The 22,733-nt window shown below is 72.0% G+C and carries 17 protein-coding genes; 14 read left to right on the top strand and 3 right to left on the bottom strand.

Annotation, left to right across the window (positions count from 1 at the left end; genetic code table 11):
• The first annotated feature begins 8 nt into the window (after positions 1–8).
• A complete protein-coding gene (gene sucD, locus IFU19_RS09230) occupies positions 9–911 on the top strand; it encodes a succinate--CoA ligase subunit alpha (RefSeq protein ID WP_055834180.1) in 903 nt (300 codons plus the stop codon).
• Positions 912–1,179: 268 nt separating this feature from the next.
• Here sucD and IFU19_RS09235 read toward each other — a convergent pair whose 3' ends face one another.
• Positions 1,180–2,631 (bottom strand): NCS2 family permease, encoded by a 1,452-nt coding sequence (locus IFU19_RS09235; protein WP_055834182.1) that lies wholly within the window; start codon positions 2,629–2,631, stop codon positions 1,180–1,182.
• Positions 2,632–2,697: 66 nt separating this feature from the next.
• On the opposite strand from IFU19_RS09235, the gene IFU19_RS09240 reads away from it, so the two are divergent.
• The 9 genes from IFU19_RS09240 (at position 2,698) to purH (ending at position 13,811) form a co-directional block, all read left to right on the top strand.
• On the top strand, positions 2,698–3,135 hold the full coding sequence (locus tag IFU19_RS09240) for a nitroreductase family deazaflavin-dependent oxidoreductase (RefSeq protein ID WP_191915834.1): 438 nt from the start codon (positions 2,698–2,700) through the stop codon (positions 3,133–3,135).
• Positions 3,136–3,638: 503 nt separating this feature from the next.
• Complete coding sequence (gene nirB / locus IFU19_RS09245) at positions 3,639–6,218, top strand: nitrite reductase large subunit NirB (RefSeq protein ID WP_191915835.1); 2,580 nt, start codon at positions 3,639–3,641, stop codon at positions 6,216–6,218.
• Positions 6,215–6,685, top strand: coding sequence for a nitrite reductase small subunit NirD (nirD, locus tag IFU19_RS09250; protein ID WP_191915836.1), 471 nt, complete (start codon positions 6,215–6,217; stop codon positions 6,683–6,685). Before nirB ends, nirD begins: the two co-directional genes overlap by 4 nt.
• Positions 6,682–7,929, top strand: coding sequence for a uroporphyrinogen-III C-methyltransferase (gene cobA, locus IFU19_RS09255; RefSeq protein ID WP_191915837.1), 1,248 nt, complete (start codon positions 6,682–6,684; stop codon positions 7,927–7,929). Before nirD ends, cobA begins: the two co-directional genes overlap by 4 nt.
• Positions 7,926–9,065, top strand: a complete 1,140-nt coding sequence (locus tag IFU19_RS09260; protein ID WP_191915838.1) for a uroporphyrinogen-III synthase — start codon at positions 7,926–7,928, stop codon at positions 9,063–9,065. Before cobA ends, IFU19_RS09260 begins: the two co-directional genes overlap by 4 nt.
• Positions 9,062–9,766, top strand: a complete 705-nt coding sequence (locus tag IFU19_RS09265) for a sirohydrochlorin chelatase (protein WP_055834197.1) — start codon at positions 9,062–9,064, stop codon at positions 9,764–9,766. Before IFU19_RS09260 ends, IFU19_RS09265 begins: the two co-directional genes overlap by 4 nt.
• A gap of 188 nt (positions 9,767–9,954) precedes the next feature.
• A complete protein-coding gene (locus IFU19_RS09270) occupies positions 9,955–11,454 on the top strand; it encodes a cell division protein PerM (RefSeq protein ID WP_192013505.1) in 1,500 nt (499 codons plus the stop codon).
• Between the two features lie 81 nt (positions 11,455–11,535).
• Positions 11,536–12,135, top strand: a complete 600-nt coding sequence (gene purN, locus IFU19_RS09275; protein ID WP_055834203.1) for a phosphoribosylglycinamide formyltransferase — start codon at positions 11,536–11,538, stop codon at positions 12,133–12,135.
• A 65-nt stretch (positions 12,136–12,200) separates the two neighbouring features.
• A complete protein-coding gene (gene purH, locus IFU19_RS09280; RefSeq protein ID WP_055834207.1) occupies positions 12,201–13,811 on the top strand; it encodes a bifunctional phosphoribosylaminoimidazolecarboxamide formyltransferase/IMP cyclohydrolase in 1,611 nt (536 codons plus the stop codon).
• Between the two features lie 438 nt (positions 13,812–14,249).
• Here the strand turns inward: purH and IFU19_RS09285 are convergent, their stop codons facing one another.
• Both IFU19_RS09285 and IFU19_RS09290 read right to left on the bottom strand, forming a co-directional pair.
• Positions 14,250–14,765: a DUF1697 domain-containing protein gene (locus tag IFU19_RS09285; RefSeq protein ID WP_055834210.1), complete on the bottom strand. Its 516-nt coding sequence runs from the start codon at positions 14,763–14,765 to the stop codon at positions 14,250–14,252.
• Positions 14,766–14,881: 116 nt separating this feature from the next.
• Positions 14,882–16,309 carry a dihydrolipoyl dehydrogenase family protein gene (locus IFU19_RS09290; protein WP_191915840.1) on the bottom strand — a complete coding sequence of 476 codons (1,428 nt, stop codon included), beginning with the start codon at positions 16,307–16,309 and terminating at the stop codon, positions 14,882–14,884.
• A gap of 255 nt (positions 16,310–16,564) precedes the next feature.
• Here IFU19_RS09290 and IFU19_RS09295 point away from each other — a divergent pair, with 255 nt between their 5' ends.
• The 4 genes from IFU19_RS09295 to IFU19_RS09310 all read left to right on the top strand — a co-directional run bounded on the left by IFU19_RS09295 (position 16,565) and on the right by IFU19_RS09310 (position 22,656).
• The gene (locus tag IFU19_RS09295; RefSeq protein WP_192013506.1) at positions 16,565–18,184 is read left to right on the top strand and encodes an AlkA N-terminal domain-containing protein; all 1,620 of its coding nucleotides are present in this window, start codon (positions 16,565–16,567) and stop codon (positions 18,182–18,184) included.
• Positions 18,181–18,678 (top strand): methylated-DNA--[protein]-cysteine S-methyltransferase, encoded by a 498-nt coding sequence (locus IFU19_RS09300; protein ID WP_191915841.1) that lies wholly within the window; start codon positions 18,181–18,183, stop codon positions 18,676–18,678. Before IFU19_RS09295 ends, IFU19_RS09300 begins: the two co-directional genes overlap by 4 nt.
• 298 nt (positions 18,679–18,976) lie before the next feature.
• Positions 18,977–20,842: an ABC transporter ATP-binding protein gene (locus IFU19_RS09305; protein WP_192013507.1), complete on the top strand. Its 1,866-nt coding sequence runs from the start codon at positions 18,977–18,979 to the stop codon at positions 20,840–20,842.
• Positions 20,839–22,656 carry an ABC transporter ATP-binding protein gene (locus IFU19_RS09310; RefSeq protein ID WP_055834224.1) on the top strand — a complete coding sequence of 606 codons (1,818 nt, stop codon included), beginning with the start codon at positions 20,839–20,841 and terminating at the stop codon, positions 22,654–22,656. Before IFU19_RS09305 ends, IFU19_RS09310 begins: the two co-directional genes overlap by 4 nt.
• Positions 22,657–22,733 lie beyond the last annotated feature (77 nt).

Here is a 22,733-nt window from a genome sequence, read left to right on the forward strand (position 1 = left end):
CACCAGACATGTCGATCTACCTCAACAAAGACTCCAAGGTCATCGTCCAGGGCATCACCGGCGGCGAGGGCACCAAGCACACCGCCCTCATGCTCAAGGCCGGCACCCAGGTCGTCGGTGGAGTGAACGCCCGCAAGGCCGGCACCACCGTCTCGCACAAGGACGCCGCAGGCAACGACGTCGAGCTGCCCGTCTTCGCCTCGGTCGAAGAGGCCATCCGCGAGACCGGCGCCGACGTGTCGATCGCGTTCGTGCCCCCGGCCTTCACGAAGGACGCGATGGTCGAGGCCATCGACGCCGAGATCCCGCTGCTCGTCGTGATCACCGAGGGCGTGCCCGTCGGCGACACCGCCGAGGCGTGGGCCTACGCGAAGAGCAAGGGCGAGAAGACCCGCATCATCGGGCCGAACTGCCCCGGCATCATCACGCCCGGCGAGGCGCTCGTGGGCATCACCCCCGCGAACATCACCGGCAAGGGACCCATCGGCCTCGTGTCGAAGTCGGGCACCCTGACGTACCAGATGATGTTCGAGCTGCGCGACCTCGGCTTCTCGACCGCCATCGGCATCGGCGGCGACCCGGTCATCGGCACCACGCACATCGACGCCCTCGCGGCGTTCGAGGCCGACCCCGAGACCAAGGCCATCGTCATGATCGGTGAGATCGGCGGAGACGCCGAAGAGCGCGCCGCCGCCTACATCGCCGAGCACGTCACCAAGCCCGTCGTCGGTTACGTCGCCGGCTTCACCGCCCCCGAGGGCAAGACCATGGGCCACGCCGGCGCCATCGTCTCGGGCTCGGCCGGCACGGCACAGGCGAAGAAGGAGGCCCTCGAGGCCGCCGGTGTCAAGGTCGGCAAGACGCCGTCCGAGACCGCTTCGCTGATGCGCGAGATCATCGAGAGCCTGTAAGCAGCACTCTCCTGAGGGCCCGGATGCCATGGCATCCGGGCCCTTTCGCGTGTCCGGCGGCTGGTGTGGGGCGGGGCGCGGCGAGGCGTCGGAGTATGCACCCCGCGAGACCGCACGAGATTGCCGAGACCGCATCGGATTGGCGCCGAACGGGTGCGTCATCGGCAAACGCGTGCGGTTTCGATGCCGCGGATACGTCCGACGGCGCAGCGGCGACGAAAAAGGGGCCCGGATGCCGTGGCATCCGGGCCCCTCACGAGCGCGGGGCTCAGCCCAGAAGCGCCTCGACCGGGCCGCGGGCGAAGAAGACGACGAAGCCGGCGGCGACGATCCACAGCAGCGGGCTCACCCGGCGGGCGCGGCCCGACAGGGCCTGGATGAGCACCCAGCTGACGAAGCCCGCGCCGATGCCGTTCGCGATCGAGTACGTCAGGGGCATGACGGTCACGGTGAGGAAGACCGGGATGAGCACCGACATGTCGCTGAGGTCGACGTGGCGGATCTGCCCCATCATGAGTGCGCCGACGATGACCAGGGCCGCGGCCGCGATTTCGGTGGGCACGATGCTCGTCAGCGGCGTGAAGAACATCGCGAGCAGGAACAGTCCGCCGGTGACGACGTTGGCCAGGCCCGTGCGCGCGCCCTCGCCGATGCCCGATCCCGACTCGATGAAGACGGTGTTCGACGACGACGAGGTGGCGCCGCCGGCGACGGCACCGATGCCCTCGATGACCAGCGCCGAACGCAGGCGCGGGAACGTGCCGTCGGGGGCCGCGAGACCCGCCTCGCGCGACAGGCCGGTCATCGTGCCCATGGCGTCGAAGAAGTTCGTGAACACGAGGGTGAAGACCAGCATGAGGGCGGCGAGCACGCCGATGCGGCCGAAGGATCCGACGAGGTCGACCTGACCGACGAGCGCGAGGTCGGGAAGGCTCACCCACTGCGCGGGGAGCGTCGGAACGCTCAGACCCCAGCCGCCGGGGTTGCCGTCGGCGCGCGCGCCGAGACCGAAGACGGCCTCGACGATCACGGCGATGACCGTGCCCGAGAGCAGACCGATCAGCAGCGCGGCTTTGACCTTGCGCACGAGCAGCACGGCGGTGATGACGAGGGTCAGCACGAACAGGGCGGTGGGGACCGTGGTGATCGAGCCGCCGACACCGAGGCCCACCGGGGGCGAGCTCAGGCCGGTCGAGGTGACCAGGCCGCTGTCGACGAAGCCGATGAACGCGATGAACAGGCCGATGCCGACGGTGATCGCGGTCTTGAGCGCGAGGGGAACCGCCTCGAAGATCATGCGGCGGAGTCCGGTGACGGCCAGCAGCACGATGATCAGGCCGTTGATGACGACGAGGCCCATGGCCTCGGGCCAGGTGACCTGACCGACGATGCCGACGGCCAGGAACGAGTTGATGCCCAGACCCGCCGCGAACGCGAACGGCAGGCGCGTGACGAGGCCGAACAGCATCGTCATGACACCGGCTGTGAGGGCGGTGACCGCGGCGACCTGCGGGAAGCCCAGGGCGTTGCCGGCGACGTCGGGGGTTCCCGACAGGATGATCGGGTTCAGGATGACGATGTACGCCATCGTGACGAAGGTGACCACGCCTCCGCGGATCTCGGTGCCGACGGTCGAGCCGCGGGCGGTGATCTCGAAGAACCGGTCGAGGCGGTTCTTCGGTGCGGTGGCAGCAGTGGTCTCGGGAGCGGAATCGCTCATGAAGGCTCCAGAAAAAAGGGGGAGGGACTGGACCGGAGGGGAAGACGCCGACGTATCGTGTGAGCTATGTCACTCTCAGGAGAGTATCTACCCAGCACCAGCGAATGGGCCCGCCAGCAGGCCGAGACGTTCGAGGCCTCGGGAGGCCAGGAGTCCGCCGACATGCGGGGCGTACCCATCATCGTCCTCACCACCGTCGGCGCCAAAACCGGGGGTCTGCGCAAGACCGCCCTCATGCGCGTCGAGCACGACGGCAAGTACGCGGTCGTGGCATCCAAGGGTGGGGCCCCGGAACACCCCGCGTGGTTCTACAACCTCGTGAAGAACCCCCGCGTCGCCCTGCAGGACGGCGGCGTGAAGAAGGAGTACGACGCGCACCAGGCCGAGGGGGCCGAGCGCGACGAGTGGTGGGGCTACGCGACCGAGGTCTGGCCCGACTACGACGAGTACCAGAAGAAGACTGAGCGGCGCATCGAGCTGTTCGTGCTCACGCCGGTCGACTGACGCCCGCTCGGGTGGCCCCCGCCGCGGTCGCGCCTGCGCGGCTGCCCCGGGGGCGTTGAGTGTCCAGAACACGCCGCTGCCTTCGCGGTGGATGCGGCGTGTTCTGGACACTCGAGGGATGCTCGCGGCCGCCTCGGACGCCGAGGGGCGGTCGCGCCCTGCGTCGCCGCTCGAGAGGGCTCGCGCGTGCGCGGCTGCCCGGCCTCGCGCCGCCGCCCCAGAGTGTTGAGTGTCCAAGACACGCCGCTGCGCCCCGAGGGGATGCGGCGTGTCTTGGACACTCAACGGGGGGAGGAGAGGGGGAGGGGCGACGGATGCCGGGGAGCCAAACCTCACATGAACACCGCCGCCGCGTGAGAGAAACGTTCGCCGGGGGTAACGCCCGCGCGACGGCGGGGGAAACGTCCGCTGCTTAGCGTCGGGGCATGGCCCGCTCACACACCGCAACCGGCGCGAAACACGCCGCTGACCGCCGCGCAAAGTCCGCCGCGTACGGTGACGACATGCTCCACCCCGCGACATCCGGTTCGGTCGTCGTCGTGGGGGCCGGCATGGTGGCGCACCGCTTCGTCGAGAGTCTCACCCGGCGCGACACCGACGGACGCTGGTCGGTCACCGTCCTCGGCGACGAGGCCCGCGGGCCCTACGATCGCGTGGGGTTGACCGGGTACTTCACCGGCAAGAGCCCCGAGCAGCTCTCGCTCGACCCCGCGGTGCTCGAGCACGAGCGGGTGCGGGTCCACACCGACGCCCGTGTCACCGCCATCGACCGTGCGAAGCGCACCGTCACCACCGCGGGCGGGTCGACCTACGACTACGACCGTCTCGTGCTCGCCACCGGCTCGTACGCCGCCCGCCTCGCGCTCGACGGCTTCGACCACCGTGGCTGCTTCGTCTACCGCACGCTCGACGACGTCGTCGCGATGCGCGACTGGGTCGCGCGGCGTTCGGCGCAGCTCGGCCGTCCCCTGCGCGGCGCCGTCGTCGGCGGCGGCCTTCTCGGCCTCGAGGCCGCCGGTGCCCTGCAGGCCGAGGGCGTCGCGCCGTTCGTGCTGCAGTCGAACGAGCGCCTCATGTCGGCCCAGCTCGACCTGGGCGGCGCGAAGGCGTTGCAGCGACTCATCGAATCCCGCGGCATCGAGGTGCGCACGAGCTCGGTGACGACCCGGGTGGATGCCGATGCCTCCGGCGCCGTGTGCGGCGTGGAGCTGCGCGACGGCACGTGGGAGGCCGTCGACATCGTCGTGTTCACGGTCGGCGTGCGCCCGCGTGACGAACTCGCCCGCGTCGCGGAACTGCGGGTCGATGCCCGGGGCGGCGTCGTGATCGATGCGGGCTGCGACACCTCCGACCCCTCGATCCTGGCGATCGGCGAGGTCGCCAGCTTCGACGGCCAGTGCATCGGCCTCGTCGCCCCGGGTTACGCCATGGCCGAGGTCGCCGCGACCCGCCTGCTCGGCGGCGAGGCCCAGTTCGACGGCTTCGACACCTCGGCCAAGCTCAAGCTCTCGGGTGTCGAGGTCGCCAGCTTCGGCGACGCGTTCGCCGAGACGCCGAACGCCCTCGACGTCACCTACGCCGACCCGGTGTCGGGCGTGTACAAGAAGCTCGTGCTGAGCGACGACGCGCAGACGCTGCTCGGCGGCATCCTGGTCGGCGACGCCTCGGCGTACACGTCGCTGCGTCCGCTGGTCGGTCGCGCTCTGGGCGGCGATCCGGCCGCGTACCTCATGCCGTCGGATCTCGCGCCCGCCCCGCAGGGCGACCTGCCCGTCGACGCCATCGTCTGCTCGTGCAACGGCGTCACCGCCGGCACCGTGCGCGACGCCGTCACCGAGCACGACTGCGCGGATGCCGCCGAGGTCAAGGCCTGCACGAGGGCGGGGGCGGCGTGCGGCTCGTGCTTCACGCTCGTGAAGAAGCTCGTGGCGACCGAGCTGGCGGCATCCGGAAAGGAAGTGTCGAACGGCCTGTGCGAGCACTTCTCGTTCACCCGCGCGCAGCTCTTCGACGCCGTGCGGGTGTCGGAGCTGCGCACCTTCACCTCGATCGTCGAGCGCTTCGGCACCGGCCGCGGCTGCGACATCTGCAAGCCGGCGCTGGCGAGCATCCTGGCGAGTCTGTACTCCGGTCACGTGCTCGACGGCGAGCTCGCGACCATGCAGGACACCAACGACCACGTGATGGCGAACATCCAGCGCGACGGCAGCTACAGCGTCGTCCCGCGCATCGCGGGCGGCGAGATCACTCCAGAGGGACTCGTGGTGATCGGCGAGGTCGCCCGCGACTTCGGGCTGTACACGAAGATCACCGGTGGCCAGCGCATCGACATGTTCGGCGCCCGCCTCGATCAGCTGCCCGACATCTGGCGCCGCCTGGTCGACGCGGGCTTCGAGTCGGGGCAGGCCTACGGCAAGTCGCTGCGCACGGTGAAGTCGTGCGTCGGACAGACGTGGTGCCGCTACGGCGTGCAGGACTCGGTGGGCATGGCCGTGCAGCTCGAGTTGCGCTACCGCGGCCTGCGCTCGCCGCACAAGATCAAGTTCGGCGTCTCGGGCTGCGCGCGCGAGTGCGCCGAGGCCCGCGGCAAGGACGTCGGGATCATCGCCACCGAGGCCGGCTGGAACATGTACGTCGGCGGCAACGGAGGCTTCACCCCGCGGCACGCGGTGCTGTTCGCCGAGGGACTCGACGACGACGCTCTACTGCAGGCCATCGACCGGTTCCTCATGTTCTACATCCGCACGGCCGACCGGCTGCAGCGCACCGCGCCGTGGATGGAGGACTACGAGGGGGGCCTCGACGCGCTGAAGGGCGTCGTGTTCGACGACACGCTCGGCATCGGTGAAGACCTCGACCGCGCCATGGCCGCGCACATCGACAACTACGAGGACGAGTGGGCGGCGACCCTCGCCGACCCCGAGAGGCTCAAGCGGTTCCAGAGCTTCGTCAACGCCCCCGAGGTCGCCGACCCCTCGCTCGCGTACGTCGCGGAGCGCGGACAGCCCCGCCCCGCCACCGACGAGGAGCGCTCGTCGGGGGCGGTCTTCATCGGCGGGACGACGCTGGCGGTGCGCGCATGACGATCGTCGAGACCGCGGAAACGGATGCCATGACCCCGGATGCCGAGACCCCCGCCGCTGCGCCGCCCACCACTGCGCTGTCCACCACTCCGGCGCCCGCGCCCGGCTGGACGCGCATCTGCCGCGTCGACGATCTGCTCGTCGAGCGCGGTGTCGCCGCCCTCGTCGACGGCCACCAGATCGCGCTGTTCCGCACCTTCGACGGCCGCATCTACGCCACCGACCAGATCGATCCGTTCAGCGGTGCGGCCGTGTTGGCGCGCGGCATCGTCGGCGACCGCGCGGGGGTTCCCACCGTGGCCTCGCCGATGTACAAGCAGGTGTTCGACCTGCGCACCGGCGCCTGCCTCGACACGCAGGGCAAAGCCCCGCTGACCGTGCGCGTGCACCCCGTCGCCGTCAGCGACGGCGACGTGCTCGTCAGAATCGTCCCCGCCGTCCCCGCCGCAGAAGGAGATCCCCGATGATCGCTCTCGCAGGACTCGACCTCACCGACCGTCTCGTGGTGTGCGTGGGGGCGGGGAGCGTCGCGGAACGGCGCATCGCCCGGCTCCGCGCCGCCGGAGCGCGGGTGCGGCTCGTCGCCCCGGTCGCCACCGAGCGGTTGAGCGCCCTCGCGGCGTCGGGTGCGATCGAGTGGCACGCGCGCCCCTTCGCGGCCTCCGACCTCGACGACGCCTGGTTCTGCCACACCGCCACCGGCGACGCGGCCATCGACGCCGTCGTCGTCGACGCCGCCGAAGAGCGACGCGTGTGGTGCGTCAACGCCGGGCACGGGGGCCGGGGCACCGCGCGCCTGGCGGCCGAGACCACCAGCGGCGACGTGATGGTCGGCGTGGTCTCGACCGCCGGCGCCGACCCGCGTCGCACCGTCGCCGTCCGCGACGCGATCGCCCAGCGCCTCGCCGAGGGCGCCCTTCCGCTCCGCCGTCGACGTCGCCCGCTCGTGGGGAGCGTGGCGCTCGTCGGCGGCGGCCCCGGCCCCATCGACCTGATGACGGTGCGCGCCCGTGCGCTGCTGGCCGAAGCCGACGTCGTCGTGCACGACCGGCTCGGGCCCACCGGCGTGCTCGCCGAGCTCGGCGACGACGTCGAGCTGGTCGACGTGGGCAAGCGCCCGCAGCATCACCCCGTGCCGCAGGACGAGATCAACGCGATCATCGTCGACCGCGCGGCGAAGGGCCTGCGGGTCGTGCGGCTCAAGGGCGGCGACCCGTTCGTCTACGGTCGCGGCGGCGAAGAGGTCATCGCGTGCCGGGCCGCCGGCATTCCGGTCGAGGTCGTTCCGGGCATCTCCAGTGCCGTCGCTGTTCCCGCGGCGGCGGGGGTCCCCGTGACGCATCGCGGTGTGGCCGGTACGCTTCACGTCGTGAACGGTCAGGATGCCCCGAGCGAGGCCACCCTCGCCGCGCTCCGTGACGACACCGCGACGGTCGTCGCCCTCATGGGTGTGAGCGCGCTGGCGCGCTTCGTGTCGGCGGCCCGCGCCGCCGGTGCTCCCGAGACCCGCCCCGTCGCCTTCGTCGAGAACGGCCACACGCCCCAGCAGCGCACCATCCGCACGACCCTCGGCACCGCGATCCAGGATGCCGAGACCCACCGCCTCGCCAACCCCGCGGTGCTCGTGTTCGGCGAGGTCGCCCGCGCCGACCTGCTGCTGCCGGCGGCGGCGGTGCCCGTCGCCGCGGCGCACGGCGAGGGCATCGGGTGACGACACCCGCGCGGACGATCAGCACGGTGCTCCAGGGGTGCACGGTGCTGCTTCCCGTCGACCGTCGGTCGGGGGAGCTGTCGGCCGCGCTCGAACGGCACGGGGCACGCGTGCGCGTGGCCCCGGCGCTCACGATCGTGCCGCACGTCGACGACGACGAGCTCATCGCCCAGACGCGACAGCTGGTCGCCGACCCGCCCGACGTGGTCGTCGCCACCACGGGCGTGGGCTTCCGCGCCTGGATGGAGACCGCCGACGAGGCGGGCGTGCACGACGAGCTGGCCACGGTGCTGCACCGCGCCCGCATCGTGGCGCGCGGACCCAAGGCCCGCGGCGCCATCCAGCAGGCCGGATTCGAGGCCGACTGGGTCGCCGAGAGCGAGACGGCGGCCGAACTGCGCGACTTCCTCGTCGCCGAAGGCCTCGACGGGCTGCACATCGCCGTGCAGCACCACGGCTCCGGCGCCGACGGCCTCGACGAAGCGTTCGAGGCGGCCGGTGCCCGCGTCATGAGCCTCACCATCTACCGCTGGGGCCCACCCCCCGACCCCGAGGTCGTCGCGGCATCGACCCGCCAGGTCGCGCGCGGCGAGATCGACGCCGTGCTCTTCACCTCGGCTCCCGCGGCACGCGAGTGGCTGCTCGCCGCCGAGCGTGCCGAGGCGCTCGAGGGAGTGGCATCCCGGGCCCGCAACGGCCACGTGCTGGTGGCGGCCGTCGGACCCATCACCGCCGCCCCGCTGATCGAGGCGGGGATCGACCCCCTCGTGCCCGACCGCGGACGTCTGGGCGCCCTCGTGCGCGCCGTCGTCACGCACTACGGCGGCGTCGACGCGCGGGTCATCCCCACGACGTCGGGGCAGCTCGGCATCCGCTCGTCGGGGATCGTGGTCGACGGGGTCCTGACCCCGCTTCCGCGCACCGGCGTCGAGATCTTCCGGGCCCTGGCCCGCGTGCCGGGCGCCGTGGTGTCGCGGGCCGACCTCGTCGCCGCGCTCTCGAGCGCCGAATCCAGCGGGCACGCGGTCGAAGTCGCCGTCGCTCGCACGCGCGACGCGCTCGGCGACCTCGACCTGATCCGCACCGTCTACAAGCGCGGCTACCGCATCGACGTGATCGACGAGGAGGATCGATGACCGCCGTTCTCATCGCCTGCGCCCACGGCACCCGCTTCGACGAGGGCCGCGTCGTCGTGCGCGCCCTGCTCGACGTGCTGCGCGAGACCGCCCCCGAGGGCGTCGAGGTGCACGAGGCCTACGTCGACGTGCACGCGCCCTACGTCACCGACGTCGTCGCCGCCGCGCGCGAGCGCACCTCCGACATCGTCATCGTGCCGCTGCTGCTGTCGACCGGGTACCACACCGAGGTCGACCTCGTCGACGCCGCCGACGGCCTGCCCATCGCCCCCGCGCTCGGTCCGCACCCGGTGCTGGCCGAGATCCTCGTCGACCGCGTGCGCGCCACCGGAGCGGGCGTCGACGACACCGTCGTGCTGGCCGCGGCCGGCTCCACGCGCCCCGGGGCGGTCGTCGACGTGGAGCGCATGGCCGAGCTGTTGACGGAGGCCGGTATCGCCGGGCCCGTCGTGACCGCGTACGCCGCGGCATCCGAACCCCGCATCCCGGATGCCGTGCACACGGCGCGCGCCGCCGGACGGCCGACGGTGGCGGCGAGCTACGTGCTCGCGCCGGGACACTTCTCGCGCGTGATCGAGAAGGCCGGCGCCGACCTGACGAGCGCACCCATCGGAGCGGATCCGCGGCTGGCGCGGGTCGTGTGGGAGCGGTGGGCGTCGGCGCGTGCGGCGCGCGCGGGGGAGACGCTCGCCCACGGGTGACGGCGCGGGAGGCACGCCGGTCGTGCCGTCGGTGAGCGTGTACGGGACGCCGCCGCGCCGCGGTTCCGGACTGCGTGCGGACGGTCGCCCGCGGAGGCGTCGACGCGCAACGACGCCGCGCGGAGTGCGCCCTCGCCGCCGCGCCTGAAAGGTGCGCCGAGCCGACGCGGGTACGCTCACAATCGCCCATGCATCGCCTTCTCGTCGCCCTCCTGGCCGCTCTCGACGCCATCCTGGCCGCCGCGGGCGGTATCGCCGTGGTCCTCGCCCCCCTCGCGCTGCTGTGGGTGGTCGGCGTGGGAAGCCCCGACTGGGGAGCCCTGTGGCCCACGACCGCCGCGGTCTGGCACCTCGGCCATCTCGTGCCGATCACGGTGACGCTGCCCGACACCTACCTCGCCGCCACCGGCATCGATCCCTCGTTCGCGAGCTTCACCCTGTCGCTCGCGCCCCTGGCGTTCGCCGCGTTCACGGCCCTGTTCGCCGCCCGCTCGGGCGCCCGCGCGGGAGAGGCCGGCGCCGCGCTCACCGGTTGGCTCTCGGGCTCCGTCGTCTTCGCCGGAATCGCGACCCTCGTCACCCTGACCGGAAACGCCGCGCTCGTGGCATCCGAGACCTGGCTGGCCATCCTGCTGCCGTCGCTGCTGTTCCTGGTGCCGTCGTTCGTCGGCGCGATCGTCGGAGCGTGGCGGGTCGGCGACGACGGACCCATCGACGCCCTGCGGGAACGGGTCGAGCGCTTGCCCGGCGCCTGGGCGACGGTGCCCGCGCTGGCGCTGCGCGGTCTCGCACTCACGACGCTGGGCCTCGTGGGAGTCGGCGGGATCGTCGTGGTGGTGGGGCTCATCGCCCGCTCGACGCAGGTGATCGGCATCTACCAGGCCAGCAACGCGGATGCCATCGGCGCCACCGTCATCGCCCTCGGCCAGCTCATGTACCTGCCGACCCTGGTGCTGTGGGCGGTGTCGTTCGTCGCCGGCCCCGGGTTCGCGCTGGGCACCGACACCGCCATCACCCCGGCCGCCACGCAGGTCGGTGCGCTCCCCGGCATCCCCGTGCTCGGCGCGGTGCCGGACTCGACCTCGTCGTGGCTGCTGCTGCTCGTGCTACTGCCGATCGGCGTCGGAGCCCTCACCGGCTGGATCCTGCGCTCCCGGATGCCGGTGACCACCGACCCCGAACCGATCGGCCCCCGGCTGACGCTCACGGTCGTCGTCGCCGCGCTCACGGGTGGTGCGGGCGCGCTCGCCGCGATCGTCTCGGCCGGTTCGCTCGGACCCGGTCGCCTCGCCGACACGGGCCCGCAGCCCGGACCCCTCGCCCTCGCCCTCGGTCTCGAGGTGCTGCTGGGGCTCGCCATCCTGCTGCTGAGCCCCCGCTTCGGTGCCGCCGCCGACGACCTTCCCCCGCGCGTCCGAGACGAGCGCGACGAGACTCCGGAATCGTCGTTCTCGCCCCGCGCCCACGTTCCCTTCGACCGTGACGAGCACGCGACCGGCCCCGCGCCCCTCGTGTCGGCGCCCGGAACCGGCATCGCCTCCGACGTCTGGCCCAGCGCGTACCGCGGCCCCGAAGACGCCGATCACGCACCGTCGACCGCGCTCGACGACGACGAGGTACGCGCGCGCATCCGCGCCGCCTGGGCGAATCCCGACGACGGCGACAAGGGTCCCGCGGGTCGACGCTGACGGGAGCGTCCGATGCCGGTCGCCCCGCGTCGCCCGCCCCGCGGCTCCACGGGCTCCGACGCACCTGCGTAGACTGAGCGCGTGCTCACGGTCGCCGTCCTCATCTCCGGCACCGGCTCCAACCTCCGCGCCCTGCTCGAGGCGGCTGCCGCCCCCGACTTCCCGGCGCGCGTGGTCGCGGTCGGCGCTGATCGCGAGGCCGACGGCTTCGCGCACGCCGAGCACTTCGGCATCCCCACCTTCCTGGTCCCCTACAGCGCCTTCGCCTCCCGCGAGCAGTGGGGCGCCGAACTCGGCGCACAGCTCGCCGTCTGGCAGCCCGACCTCGTCGTGCTGAGCGGCATGATGCGGCTCCTGCCGGCCGACCTCGTCGCCGAGTGGGAACCCCGCATCATCAACACGCACCCCGCGTACCTGCCCGAGTTCCCCGGCGCGCACGGTGTGCGCGACGCGCTGGCCGCGGGCGTGACGCAGACCGGAGCCAGCGTCATCGTCGTCGACTCCGGCGTCGACACCGGGCCGATCCTCGCCCAGGAGCGCATCCCCGTGCTGGCCGGCGACGACGAAGACGCCCTGCACGAACGCATCAAGCCCGTCGAACGACGTCTGCTCATCGACGTCGTCCGTCGCATCGCCGAGGGCGACCTCGACCTCGCCGCCCCGGCATCCCGAACCGCCTGACCCGCCCGCCGGGCCCCGGCCCGTCGTGCACCCGAATCCGACTCGAGACACAGGAGCCGAAAGCCATGGCCGGACCCCGCCACGACCCCGCCGACTACCGCCCCCGCGACGTCGTCCCCATCCGCCGGGCGCTGGTCTCGGTGAGCGACAAGACCCACCTGCTGGTGCTGGCCGAAGCCCTCGCCGCCGCCGGCGTCGAGATCGTCTCGACCGGGTCGACCGCCTCGACCATCCGCGACGCCGGCTACGACGTCGTCGACGTCGCCGCCGTCACCGGCTTCCCCGAGTCGCTCGACGGTCGCGTGAAGACGCTGCACCCCAAGGTGCACGCCGGACTGCTCGCCGATCTGCGTCTGGCCTCGCACGAGGCGCAGTTGGAGGAGCTCGACATCCGCCCGTTCGAGCTGGTCGTGGTCAACCTGTACCCGTTCGTCGAGACCGTGGCATCCGGTGCCGAGGGCGACGACGTCGTGGAGCAGATCGACATCGGCGGTCCCGCCATGGTGCGCGCCGCGGCCAAGAACCACGCCAACGTCGCCATCGTCGTCTCGCCCGAGTCGTACCCCGCGATCATCGACGCCCTGCAGTCCCAGGGCGGCACCAACCTCGTGCAGCGCCGCGAGCTCGCCGCCCGCGCGTTCTCGCACACCGCCGCATACGACACCGCCGTGTCGACCTGGTTCGCCGAGGGCACCCTCGCCGACGACATCGACCTGCCCGCGCACCTGACCATCCAGGCCGAGCGCCTGTCGACGCTGCGGTACGGCGAGAACTCGCACCAGCGCGCCGCGATCTACTCGCGCGTCGGTGGCCACGGCATCGCCCAGGCCACGCAGCTGCAGGGCAAAGAGATGTCGTACAACAACTACGTCGACGCCGATGCGGCCCTGCGCGCCGCCTTCGACATGGTGAAGCCGGCCGTCGCGATCATCAAGCACGCCAACCCGTGCGGGATCGCCGTCGCCGCGCCCAACGCCCTCGACCCCATCGCCTCGGCACACCTGCGCGCCCACGAGTGCGACCCGGTCTCGGCCTTCGGCGGCGTCATCGCCGCGAACCGCACGGTCACGCTGAAGATGGCCGAGAACCTGCGCGACATCTTCACCGAGGTCATCATCGCCCCCGACTTCGAACCCGAAGCGCTCGAGGTGTTCAAGCTCAAGAAGAACCTGCGCGTGCTGAGCCTGCCCGCCGACTGGCAGCAGGAGCGCATGGACGTGCGGCTCGTGTCGGGCGGCCTGCTGCTGCAGGATGCCGACCGCTTCCCCGACGACATCGAATCGGTCGCGAAGAACTGGGAGCTCGTCTCGGGCGAGCGTCCCGCCGAGGCCGACATGGAGAGCCTGATCTTCGCGTGGAAGTCCTGCCGCGCCGTCAAGTCGAACGCGATCGTGCTCGCCCAGGGTTCGGCCACCGTCGGGATCGGCATGGGCCAGGTCAACCGCGTCGACTCGTGCCGCCTCGCCGTCGAGCGCGCCGGTGACCGGGCAGCCGGCTCCATCGCGGCATCCGACGCCTTCTTCCCCTTCGCCGACGGCCCGCAGGTGCTGATCGACGCCGGCATCTCGGCGATCATCCAGCCCGGTGGCTCGGTGCGCGATGCCGAGGTCGTCGACGCCGCCCGCGCGGCCGGCGTGACGATGTTCTTCACGGGGGAGCGTCACTTCTTCCACTGAGCCCTCGCCTCACGGTCGACGCCGTCGCAGCTTCGGTTGCGGCGGCGTTGTGGTGTGTGTGGGCGGTGGGGCGGCGGCGCGGGCGGGGTGCGGGCGCCGACACGGCGGCGCGGCGCGGGCGGCGCGGCGTGGGCGCGGCGTGGGTGTGGAGCGGCGGGTAGGCGCCCCCGACGCATAAACGCTATTCGTGCGCATAAGCGCGTTGTCGCCGCGTTTATCCGCGGGAACAGCGTTTATGCGCGGGGCCGGTGTGGTGCGGGATGCGTGCCGGGCGCGGCGCGGTCGCGCGCTCGGGCCGCGGGGTGAGCGCGGGCTGAGGCATAAACGCTGATTCTGCGCATAAACGCGCTGTGGCGGCGTTTATGCGGAGGAAGAGCGTTTATGCGCGCGGCCGGGCTGACGCAGATGCGCGCGGCAGATGCGGGCGGCGGGCGCGCGTCAGGCGCTCATCGCGATGAGCTTCGCGACGGTGTTGGCGTTGCGTGCGGTGCCGGTGACGCCGAGGCGCTTCTCGAACCAGCCCGCTTGCAGCTTCGACCCGCCGATGCCCTCGGGGTAGCGCACGAAGACCTCGCGGCCGTCGAGCACCGCCTCCTCGGGCACGCCGTCTGGCAGCTCGAGCCGGGCGGCGGGTCTCGCGTCGAGGAACACCGTCTGCACCCAGCGGCCCTCCGGGGCATGGGCGTAGGGGTTGCGGGCGCGGCTGGCGGCCAGCTCGGCGTGCGTGCGCACGATGACCGGCAGATCGAATCCGAACGCCCCGCGCACCGCCTCACGCACCACCGAGGCGATGTCGCCGGGGGAGCGTCCGGCGTCGTCGACCACGACGTTCCCCGCGACCTGCAGCGTCTCGACCCCACCGAGACCCGCGGATGCCAACACCTCGCGCAGCGCGGCCATCTTCAGCGCCGTGGGACCGCCGACACCGCGGATGAGGGCGACGCTGCGGGACATGCAGCGACCCTAGCGCGACGCGCGTGAGCTCATCAGTGCGCGTGGAGCCCGGTGCACGCGAAGCCCGGCGCACGCGAGGCCCAGTGCACGCGAAGCCCCACCCGCGCGGGTCGGCGTCAGGCCGAGTCGCGCCCGAGCGTCTCGAGCAGCCGCAGCCAGACCTCGCTGACCGTCGGGTACGACGGCACCGCGTGCCAGAGGCGCTTCACCGGCACCTCGCCGACGATTGCGATCGTGGCGGAGTGCAGCAGCTCGGCGATGTCGGGTCCGACGAACGTGGCGCCCACGAGCACGCCCCGGTCGAGATCGACGATCGCGCGGGCCTGGCCCACGTAGGAGTCGGACTGCTCGCTCGACCCGGCGATGCTCGCGAGGTCGTAGTCGAGCACCTTCACGTTCAGGCCCTTCTGCTCGGCCTTCTTGGCGGTCAGACCGACCGAGGCGACCTCGGGGTCGGTGAAGGTCACCTGGGGGACGGCGTCGTGATCGGCCGTGGCGACGTGGGCACCCCACGGCGCGTCGTCGACCTCGCCGCCCTGCGCCCGCGCCGCGATCACGTCGCCCGCCGCCCGCGCCTGGTACTTGCCCTGGTGGGTGAGGAGAGCGCGGTGGTTGACATCGCCCACGGCGTAGAGCCAATCGAACCCGCGCACGAGCAGGGTGTCGTCGACGTCGAGCCAGGTGTCGGCCTCGAGGCCCACGGCATCCAATCCGAGGTCGCCGGTGCGCGGAGTGCGACCGACCGCGACGAGGACCTCGTCGGCCGTGACGGTGGTGCCGTCGGAGAGTTCGAGGACCGCGCGTCCGTCGCCGTCGCGGCGGGCTGCCGTGGCGTCCGCTCCGTTCTTGACGGTCACGCCGCGGTCGCGGAGCGACGATGCGACCAGCTCGCCGGCGAACGGCTCGTTGCCGCCGAGCAGGCCGGAGCGGGCGATGATCGTGACGTCGGTGCCGAGGCTCTGGAACGCGGTCGCCATCTCGGCGCCGACCACGCCCCCGCCGATGATCGCAAGCGAGCCGGGCACCTGCTGCACGGCGGTGGCTTCGCGGCTGGTCCAGGGCGAGATGTCGGCGAGGCCCGGGATGTCGGGCAGGAGTGCGGCGGTACCGGTGCAGACGGCGACGGCGTGACGCGCGACGAGATCGGTCGTGGAGCCGTCCTCGGCGGTCACGCGAACGGTTTTCTCGCCGGAGAGGCGGCCGTGTCCGCGCACGAGGTCGATCCCCGCGCCCTGCAACCATTCGACCTGACCGGAGTCGTCGTATCCGCTGGTCATGGTGTCGCGGCGGCGCAGCACGGCGGCGACGTCGAGGTCGCCGGTGACGGCCTGCCGGGCTCCGTCGACGTCGCGTGCCGCGCGCAGGGCAGCGGCGCTGCGCAGCAGGGCCTTCGAGGGCATGCACGCCCAGTACGAGCACTCGCCGCCGACGAGTTCGGACTCGACGATCGCGGCGGTGAGACCGGCCTGCACGGCACGGTCGGCCACGTTCTCGCCGACGGGGCCGGCACCGATGACGATGAGGTCGTATTCGCGTTCGCTCATGATCCTCACGCTATCGACGGCCACCGACATCGCGCAGGGGTTGCGCGGAGCGGCAGGCCTCCGCTTAACGTCGACAGGCCGCGCGCAGCGCCTCGCCAGCTCGGGCGTTCGTGCTCGTGCGGGTGCGGGGCCGGGGCGGTCGTCCTGCGCGAGACGGCGTCTCGCGACGGGGGCGCGTGGGGGCGGCGGGCGCGCCTCACGGCCGTGTCCGATTTCCGCCAGCCGATGTCGGAGGTCGGTGGCAGGGTGGATGCCATGACCCCCACCGTGGCCGACGCTCCGGGCTTCGCCGAGCGCTATCGCGTCATCCAGTCGCGCGACCGACGCTTCGACGGGCAGTTCGTCACGGCCGTGCGGTCCACCCGCATCTACTGCCGCCCGAGCTGCCCCGCACGCACGCCGAACGAAGAGAACGTCACCTTCTACGCCACGTCGGCCGCAGCCCACGAGGCGGGCTACCGCGCGTGCAAGAGATGTCTGCCCGAGGCCGCTCCCGGCTCGCCCCAGTGGGACGTGCGCGGAGACGTCGTGGCGCGCGCGATGCGTCTCATCGCCGACGGCGTCGTCGATCGCGAGGGTGTCCCCGGTCTGGCCCGGCGCCTCGGCTATTCGTCGCGCCATCTCACGCGTCTGCTCGCCGCGGAGCTCGGCGCCGGGCCCCTGGCCCTCGCCCGCGCGCACCGCGCACATACGGCTCGCACTCTGCTCGTGGGCACCGACCTGTCGTCGGCCGATGTCGCGTTCTCGGCGGGGTTCACGAGCATCCGGCAGTTCACCGAGACGATCGGCGAGGTGTTCGGCATGCCTCCGCGCGACCTGCGCGCTCGACGCTCGCACGCGTCCGGCATCGAGGCGTCGGCGGGCGAGATCGACCTCGCCTTGCCCGTGCGAGGACCGATCGACACGACCGGTCTCTTCGGGTGGATGAGGGCGCACGCCATCCCCGGCGTCGAGCAGGGCGACGACCGTTCGTTCGCGCGGGTCGTGCGGCTGCCCGGCGGCCCGGCGTGGTTCGAGGTGCGCCTCGCCGAAGACGGGCGGCTGCGTCTGCGCGCGCGGCTGTCGGCCCTGGCCGACCTCGGCACCCTCATCTCGCGCATTCGGCGATTGTTCGACCTCGACGCCGATCCGCTCGCGATCGATGAGGCCCTGGCCCGGCATCCCGAGCTCGCCCCCGCCGTGGCCGCCATCCCCGGTGTCCGGGTGCCCGGGGCCGTCGACGCCGACGAGATGCTGCTGCGCGCCATGATCGGGCAGCAGATCAGCGTCGCCGCCGCCCGCACGATGCAGGGCCGTCTGTCAGCCGAACTCGGCGAGCGGGTCGCCGTCGGCCCCGAGGCGATGACACTCTTCCCGACGCCGGCGGCGATCGCGGAACGGGGTCTCGAGGTGCTGCGCGGACCCGCTGCCCGCATGCGCGCCATCGTCGAGGCTGCCGCGGCACTCAGCGACGGCACCCTCGAACTCGGTGCCGGCGATGACGCCACGGAGCAGCGCGCCAGGCTCCTCGCCCGGCGCGGGATCGGGCCGTGGACCGCCGACTACGTGCGCATGCGCGTGCTCGGCGACCCCGACGTGCTGCTCCCCGGCGACTTGGCCGCCCGGGCCGGCGCGGCGGCGCTGGGGCTGCCGTCCGACCCCGCGGGCTTCACCGCGTGGTCGGAGCGCCTGGCGCCCTGGCGCAGCTACGCGATGGCGCATTACTGGTACGCCGCCCCGGTGACCCAGGCATGGCGCTCCCCGGCCGAGACGGCCGCGGCGGCCGCCGTGACGCGCCCGCGCCGGCGGACGACGAGCACCCGCGCCGACGTCGGGGTTGTCGATGTGGTCCTCCCTTCTTCCCCTCCCGCGCCTGAGAGCGAGCGATCCGAATGAGCACCGCCACCCTCCAGTTCCTGGACACCCCCGACGGGTCGTTCGCGATCCTCGCCGACGACGCCGATCGGGTGATCGTCTCGGGCTGGACCGCCGAGACCGACGCCGTGCTCGCGCGGCTCCGCCCCGAACGTCGTCCGGTCGACATCGTGGCCGGCGAGACCTCGGCGGCCGAGGCGGTGCGCGCCTACTACGACGGTGACATCGCCGCCATCGACTCCGTCGCCGTCGCCCAGTGGGGCACCCCGCTGCAGCGGACCGGGTGGGAGGCCCTTCGGCGCATTCCGGCCGGGACCCCGCTCACCTACACCGGCTTCGCCGCCGCCCTGGGGGCGCCGTCGGCGGTGCGCGCCGCGGCGTCCATCTGCGCGCGCAACGCCGTCGCGCTCTTCGTGCCCTGTCACCGGGTGCTCCGCGGAGACGGGACGATGGGCGGCTTCGCGTGGGGCACGCCGGTGAAAGAGAGCCTGCTGGCGCGCGAGTCGGCGGCCTGACGATCGAGGCCCGGAAGACACTCTTGCCCCCGGGCTTCGCTCGGGGATACTCTGGAGGGCTGCCGTCCCCCCGCGGTGGCTCACGCCGACCAAGGAGGATGCCATGTACCGAATCGACGCCCCCGTCGCCCCGGTTGCCGCGCCCTTCGTCGTCGCGCGCCCCGGCCGATCCGCCTAGGGCCCCGCGTTCCGCGCTTCGGCGCGTCCGTTCCGCCCTGCCCGACGATCTTCGTCGCGCCGCTTCACGGCTTCCCCCTCCGCGCCCGATCCCGGCGCCCGCTTCGACTCCTCGAGGATCATGACCACCTCCACGCCCCGCCCGCACCTCTCCACGCCGCGCGCCCTCGCGCGCCTCCTCCCCATCGCTCGCCCGGTGCTGCCACGCCTCATCGCCGGTGCCGGCACCGCGCTCGTCGCGAGCCTGCTGGCCCTGGCGATCCCCCTCGTTCTCGAACAGATCGTCGCCGGTCCCATCGCCTCGCTCGACCCGACCGCGCTCGTGTGGGGATCGCTGGCCGTGCTCGGCCTCGGACTCGCCGAAGCCGCGATGGTGTGGCTGCGTCGCTGGTTCGTGCTCGGGCCGGCCACCAAGGTCGAGTACGACCTGCGCCAATCGTTCTACTCGCGGCTGCAGCGTCTTCCGGTGGCGTTCCACGACCGGTGGCAGTCGGGTCAGCTGCTCTCGCGCATGATGCAGGACATCAGCATGCTGCGCCGCTGGCTCGCCTTCGGCGTCATCCTGCTCGTGGTCAACATGCTGACCATCGTCATCGGCGCCGTCCTGCTGTTCCGGTGGCACTGGCTGCTCGGCGCGCTGTTCCTCGTCACCTCCGCGCCCGTCATCTACGTCGGGTTCCGATTCGAGAAGCGGTACGGCGCGCTGACCCGTCAGAGCCAGGATCAGGCCGGCGACCTCGCCACCGCCGTGGAAGAGAGCGTCCACGGGATCCGGGTCCTCAAGGCCTTCGGCCGGGGCCGGCACGCCCTGCAGAAGTTCACCCGCCAGGCCGAGTCGCTGCGTGAGACCGAGATCGACAAGGCACGCGCCGTCGGCTGGATCTGGTTCTTCCTGGTGCTGCTGCCCGACATCGCGTTCGCCGTGTGCCTGGGCGCCGGTATCGTGCTGACGCAGCTGGGACAGTTGCAGGTCGCCGAGCTCGTCGCCTTCTTCGCGATGGCGACCGTGCTGCGGTGGCCCATGGAGTCCATCGGCTTCCTCTTCTCGTTCCTGCTCGACGCCCGCACGGCGACCGACCGCATCTTCGAGGTGTTCGACGAGCAGAACACCATCGTCGATCCCGAGAACCCGCGCACCCTGACCGCACCCCGCGGAGAGCTCACGTTCGAGGACGTGCACTTCCGTTACCAGGATGCGGCGGCCACCGAGCCCGACCTTCTCGACGGCATCGACCTGGTGCTGCGGCCCGGCGAGACCATGGCCCTGGTCGGACTCACCGGTTCGGGCAAGACCACGCTGACCACCCTGCCGGGGCGCCTGTACGACGTCACCGGCGGCCGCGTGCTGATCGACGGCGTCGACGTGCGCGACCTGACGCTCGCCGAGCTGCGCCGTCACGTGGGCATGGCCTTCGAAGACGCGACGCTGTTCTCGCAGACCGTGCGCGACAACATCCTGCTCGGCCGAGAAGACCTCACCCCGGGGTCCGACGAGGCCGAGGAGGTCCTGCGCGAAGCTCTGCAGGTCGCCCAGGCGCACTTCGTCTACGAGCTGCCCGACGGCCTCGACACCGTGATCGGCGAAGAGGGCCTCAGCCTGTCGGGCGGCCAGCGCCAGCGTCTGGCCCTCGCCCGCGCGGTCGCGGCGCGGCCCGCCGTGCTCGTGCTCGACGACCCGCTGTCGGCGCTCGACGTCGACACCGAGGCGCTCGTCGAAGACGCGCTCCGCGAGGTGTTCAGCTCCACGACCGCCCTGGTGGTGGCTCACCGCCCGTCGACCGTGACGCTCGCCGATCGCGTGGCATTGCTCGAAGACGGCCGCGTCACCGCCGTCGGAGTGCACTCCGATCTGCTGCGCGAGAGCGACCACTACCGGTACGTCATCTCGAGCCTCGAAGAGGCCGAACGCGAAGCCCGCACCGGCGCCATTCCCGTCATCGCCACCTCCGACGACGACGCCCTCACCGAGAAGGAGGCGACCCGATGAGCACCGCGACCGTCTCCGGCACCAGCGGCGAAGACCGCTCCGACTACACGAGCGCCGAGAGCCGCTCGATCCGGCAGCGCTCGCTCCGCCTGCTGGGCTCTCTCGTGTCGCCCCTGCGCGGGCAGCTGATCCTCGCCGCGGCGGTGCTCGTCGTGTCGACGGCGCTGCGCGTCGCCGGCCCCGCGCTCATCGCCTACGGCATCGACAACGCCCTGCCCGCCGTCATCGAGCAGAGCGATTGGATGCCGACCATCGGCGTCGTCGGGGTGTACCTGCTCGCCGGTATCGGCGGGGCCGTGCTGATCGGGTGGTACGTCGTCGTCGCCGCACGCCTCACCCAGGCGGTGATGCTGGATCTGCGCAAACGCATCTTCTTGCACACGCAGAAGCTGAGCCTCGAGTTCCACGAGTCGTACACGTCGGGCCGCATCATCTCGCGTCAGACGAGCGATCTCGACACGATTCGCGAGCTGCTCGACGGCGGTCTGAACGAGCTGGTGTCGGGGGTGCTGTACGGGTTGTTCACGCTCGCGGCGCTCTTCCTCATCGATTGGCAGTCGGGCTTGATCCTGACCGTCATGGGCATTCCGATGTACCTGCTCATGCGGTGGTTCTACCGGCGGTCGCAGGTGATCTACCGCGAGTCGCGCGTCATCAGCGCCCAGGTCATCGTGAAGTTCGTCGAGACCATGACCGGCATCCGCGCCGTGAAGGCCTTCCGGAAGGAACCCCGCAACGACGAGGACTTCGGCGCCCTGTCCGGCGCGTACCGCGACGTCAACATGCGCTCGATCCGCCTCTTCGGCACCTTCGAGCCCGGCATCATGGCCGTGGCCGCGGTGTCGGTCGCCCTGGTGCTGCTCTGGGGCGGCGGCCGTGTCATCGCGGGTCCGCTCGAGATCGGCGCGCTGACGGCGGCGGTGCTGTACGTGCGCAACTTCTTCTCGCCGCTGCAAGAGGTCGCGTTCTTCTTGAACTCCTACCAGTCGGCCACGGCCGCCCTCGAGAAGGTGTCGGGCGTGCTCGAGGAGGAGCCGACGGTTCCCGACCCCAGCGACCCGGTCGACCTGTGGAACGCCCGGGGGCACGTGCGCTTCGACGAGGTCACCTTCGGCTACGCCGAAGGTCGCGTCATCCTGCCGAACTTCTCGCTCGACATCCCCGCGGGGCAGACGATCGCCCTGGTCGGCACCACGGGCGCCGGCAAGACGACGCTCGCGAAGCTCATCTCGCGTTTCTACGACCCCTCGCAGGGGGCGGTCACTCTCGACGACGTCGACCTGCGTCGGTTGCACCCGAAGGACCTCCGCCGCGCGATCGTCATGGTCACGCAAGAGGCCTATCTGTTCAGCGGGACCGTGGCCGACAACATCGCACTGGGCAAGCCCGACGCCACGATGGACGAGATCCGCGCGGCGGCGCGCGCCGTGGGCGCCGACGGCTTCATCGAGAAGCTGCCCGACGGCTACGAGACCGACGTGAACAAGCGCGGTGGGCGTGTCTCGGCGGGTCAGCGTCAGCTGATCTCGTTCGCGCGCGCGTTCCTCGCCGATCCCGCGGTGCTGATCCTCGACGAGGCGACGGCGTCGCTGGACATTCCGAGCGAACGCCAGATCCAGGACGCCCTGCAGACGCTCCTCGCCGACCGCACCGCGATCATCATCGCCCACCGCCTCTCGACGGTCGCGATCGCAGATCGCGTGCTGGTCATGGAGCACGGCCGCATCATCGAAGACGACGCCCCCGCGGCCCTCATCGCGGGCACGGGCAAGTTCGCCCAGCTGCACGCCGCCTGGCGCCAGTCGCTCGTCTGACGTCGATACACGGATGCCACGCCTCCCGCGCTGCGGGGAGCGTGGCATCCGTCGTTCCCGGCGTGGGTGAGGCGAAT

Origin of the sequence: Microbacterium sp. CFBP 8794 (assembly GCF_014841235.1) — a bacterium.
Classification (GTDB): domain Bacteria; phylum Actinomycetota; class Actinomycetes; order Actinomycetales; family Microbacteriaceae; genus Microbacterium.

What these genes read in the sequence shown, in the direction of transcription:
- sucD (WP_055834180.1), top strand. Translation starts at nt 9, where the DNA reads ATGTCGATCTACCTCAACAAAGACTCCAAGGTCATCGTCCAGGGCATC.
- IFU19_RS09235 (WP_055834182.1), bottom strand. Translation starts at nt 2,631, where the DNA reads ATGAGCGATTCCGCTCCCGAGACCACTGCTGCCACCGCACCGAAGAAC.
- IFU19_RS09240 (WP_191915834.1), top strand. Translation starts at nt 2,698, where the DNA reads ATGTCACTCTCAGGAGAGTATCTACCCAGCACCAGCGAATGGGCCCGC.
- nirB (WP_191915835.1), top strand. Translation starts at nt 3,639, where the DNA reads ATGCTCCACCCCGCGACATCCGGTTCGGTCGTCGTCGTGGGGGCCGGC.
- nirD (WP_191915836.1), top strand. Translation starts at nt 6,215, where the DNA reads ATGACGATCGTCGAGACCGCGGAAACGGATGCCATGACCCCGGATGCC.
- cobA (WP_191915837.1), top strand. Translation starts at nt 6,682, where the DNA reads ATGATCGCTCTCGCAGGACTCGACCTCACCGACCGTCTCGTGGTGTGC.
- IFU19_RS09265 (WP_055834197.1), top strand. Translation starts at nt 9,062, where the DNA reads ATGACCGCCGTTCTCATCGCCTGCGCCCACGGCACCCGCTTCGACGAG.
- IFU19_RS09270 (WP_192013505.1), top strand. Translation starts at nt 9,955, where the DNA reads ATGCATCGCCTTCTCGTCGCCCTCCTGGCCGCTCTCGACGCCATCCTG.
- purH (WP_055834207.1), top strand. Translation starts at nt 12,201, where the DNA reads ATGGCCGGACCCCGCCACGACCCCGCCGACTACCGCCCCCGCGACGTC.
- IFU19_RS09285 (WP_055834210.1), bottom strand. Translation starts at nt 14,765, where the DNA reads ATGTCCCGCAGCGTCGCCCTCATCCGCGGTGTCGGCGGTCCCACGGCG.
- IFU19_RS09290 (WP_191915840.1), bottom strand. Translation starts at nt 16,309, where the DNA reads ATGAGCGAACGCGAATACGACCTCATCGTCATCGGTGCCGGCCCCGTC.
- IFU19_RS09295 (WP_192013506.1), top strand. Translation starts at nt 16,565, where the DNA reads ATGACCCCCACCGTGGCCGACGCTCCGGGCTTCGCCGAGCGCTATCGC.
- IFU19_RS09300 (WP_191915841.1), top strand. Translation starts at nt 18,181, where the DNA reads ATGAGCACCGCCACCCTCCAGTTCCTGGACACCCCCGACGGGTCGTTC.
- IFU19_RS09305 (WP_192013507.1), top strand. Translation starts at nt 18,977, where the DNA reads ATGACCACCTCCACGCCCCGCCCGCACCTCTCCACGCCGCGCGCCCTC.
- IFU19_RS09310 (WP_055834224.1), top strand. Translation starts at nt 20,839, where the DNA reads ATGAGCACCGCGACCGTCTCCGGCACCAGCGGCGAAGACCGCTCCGAC.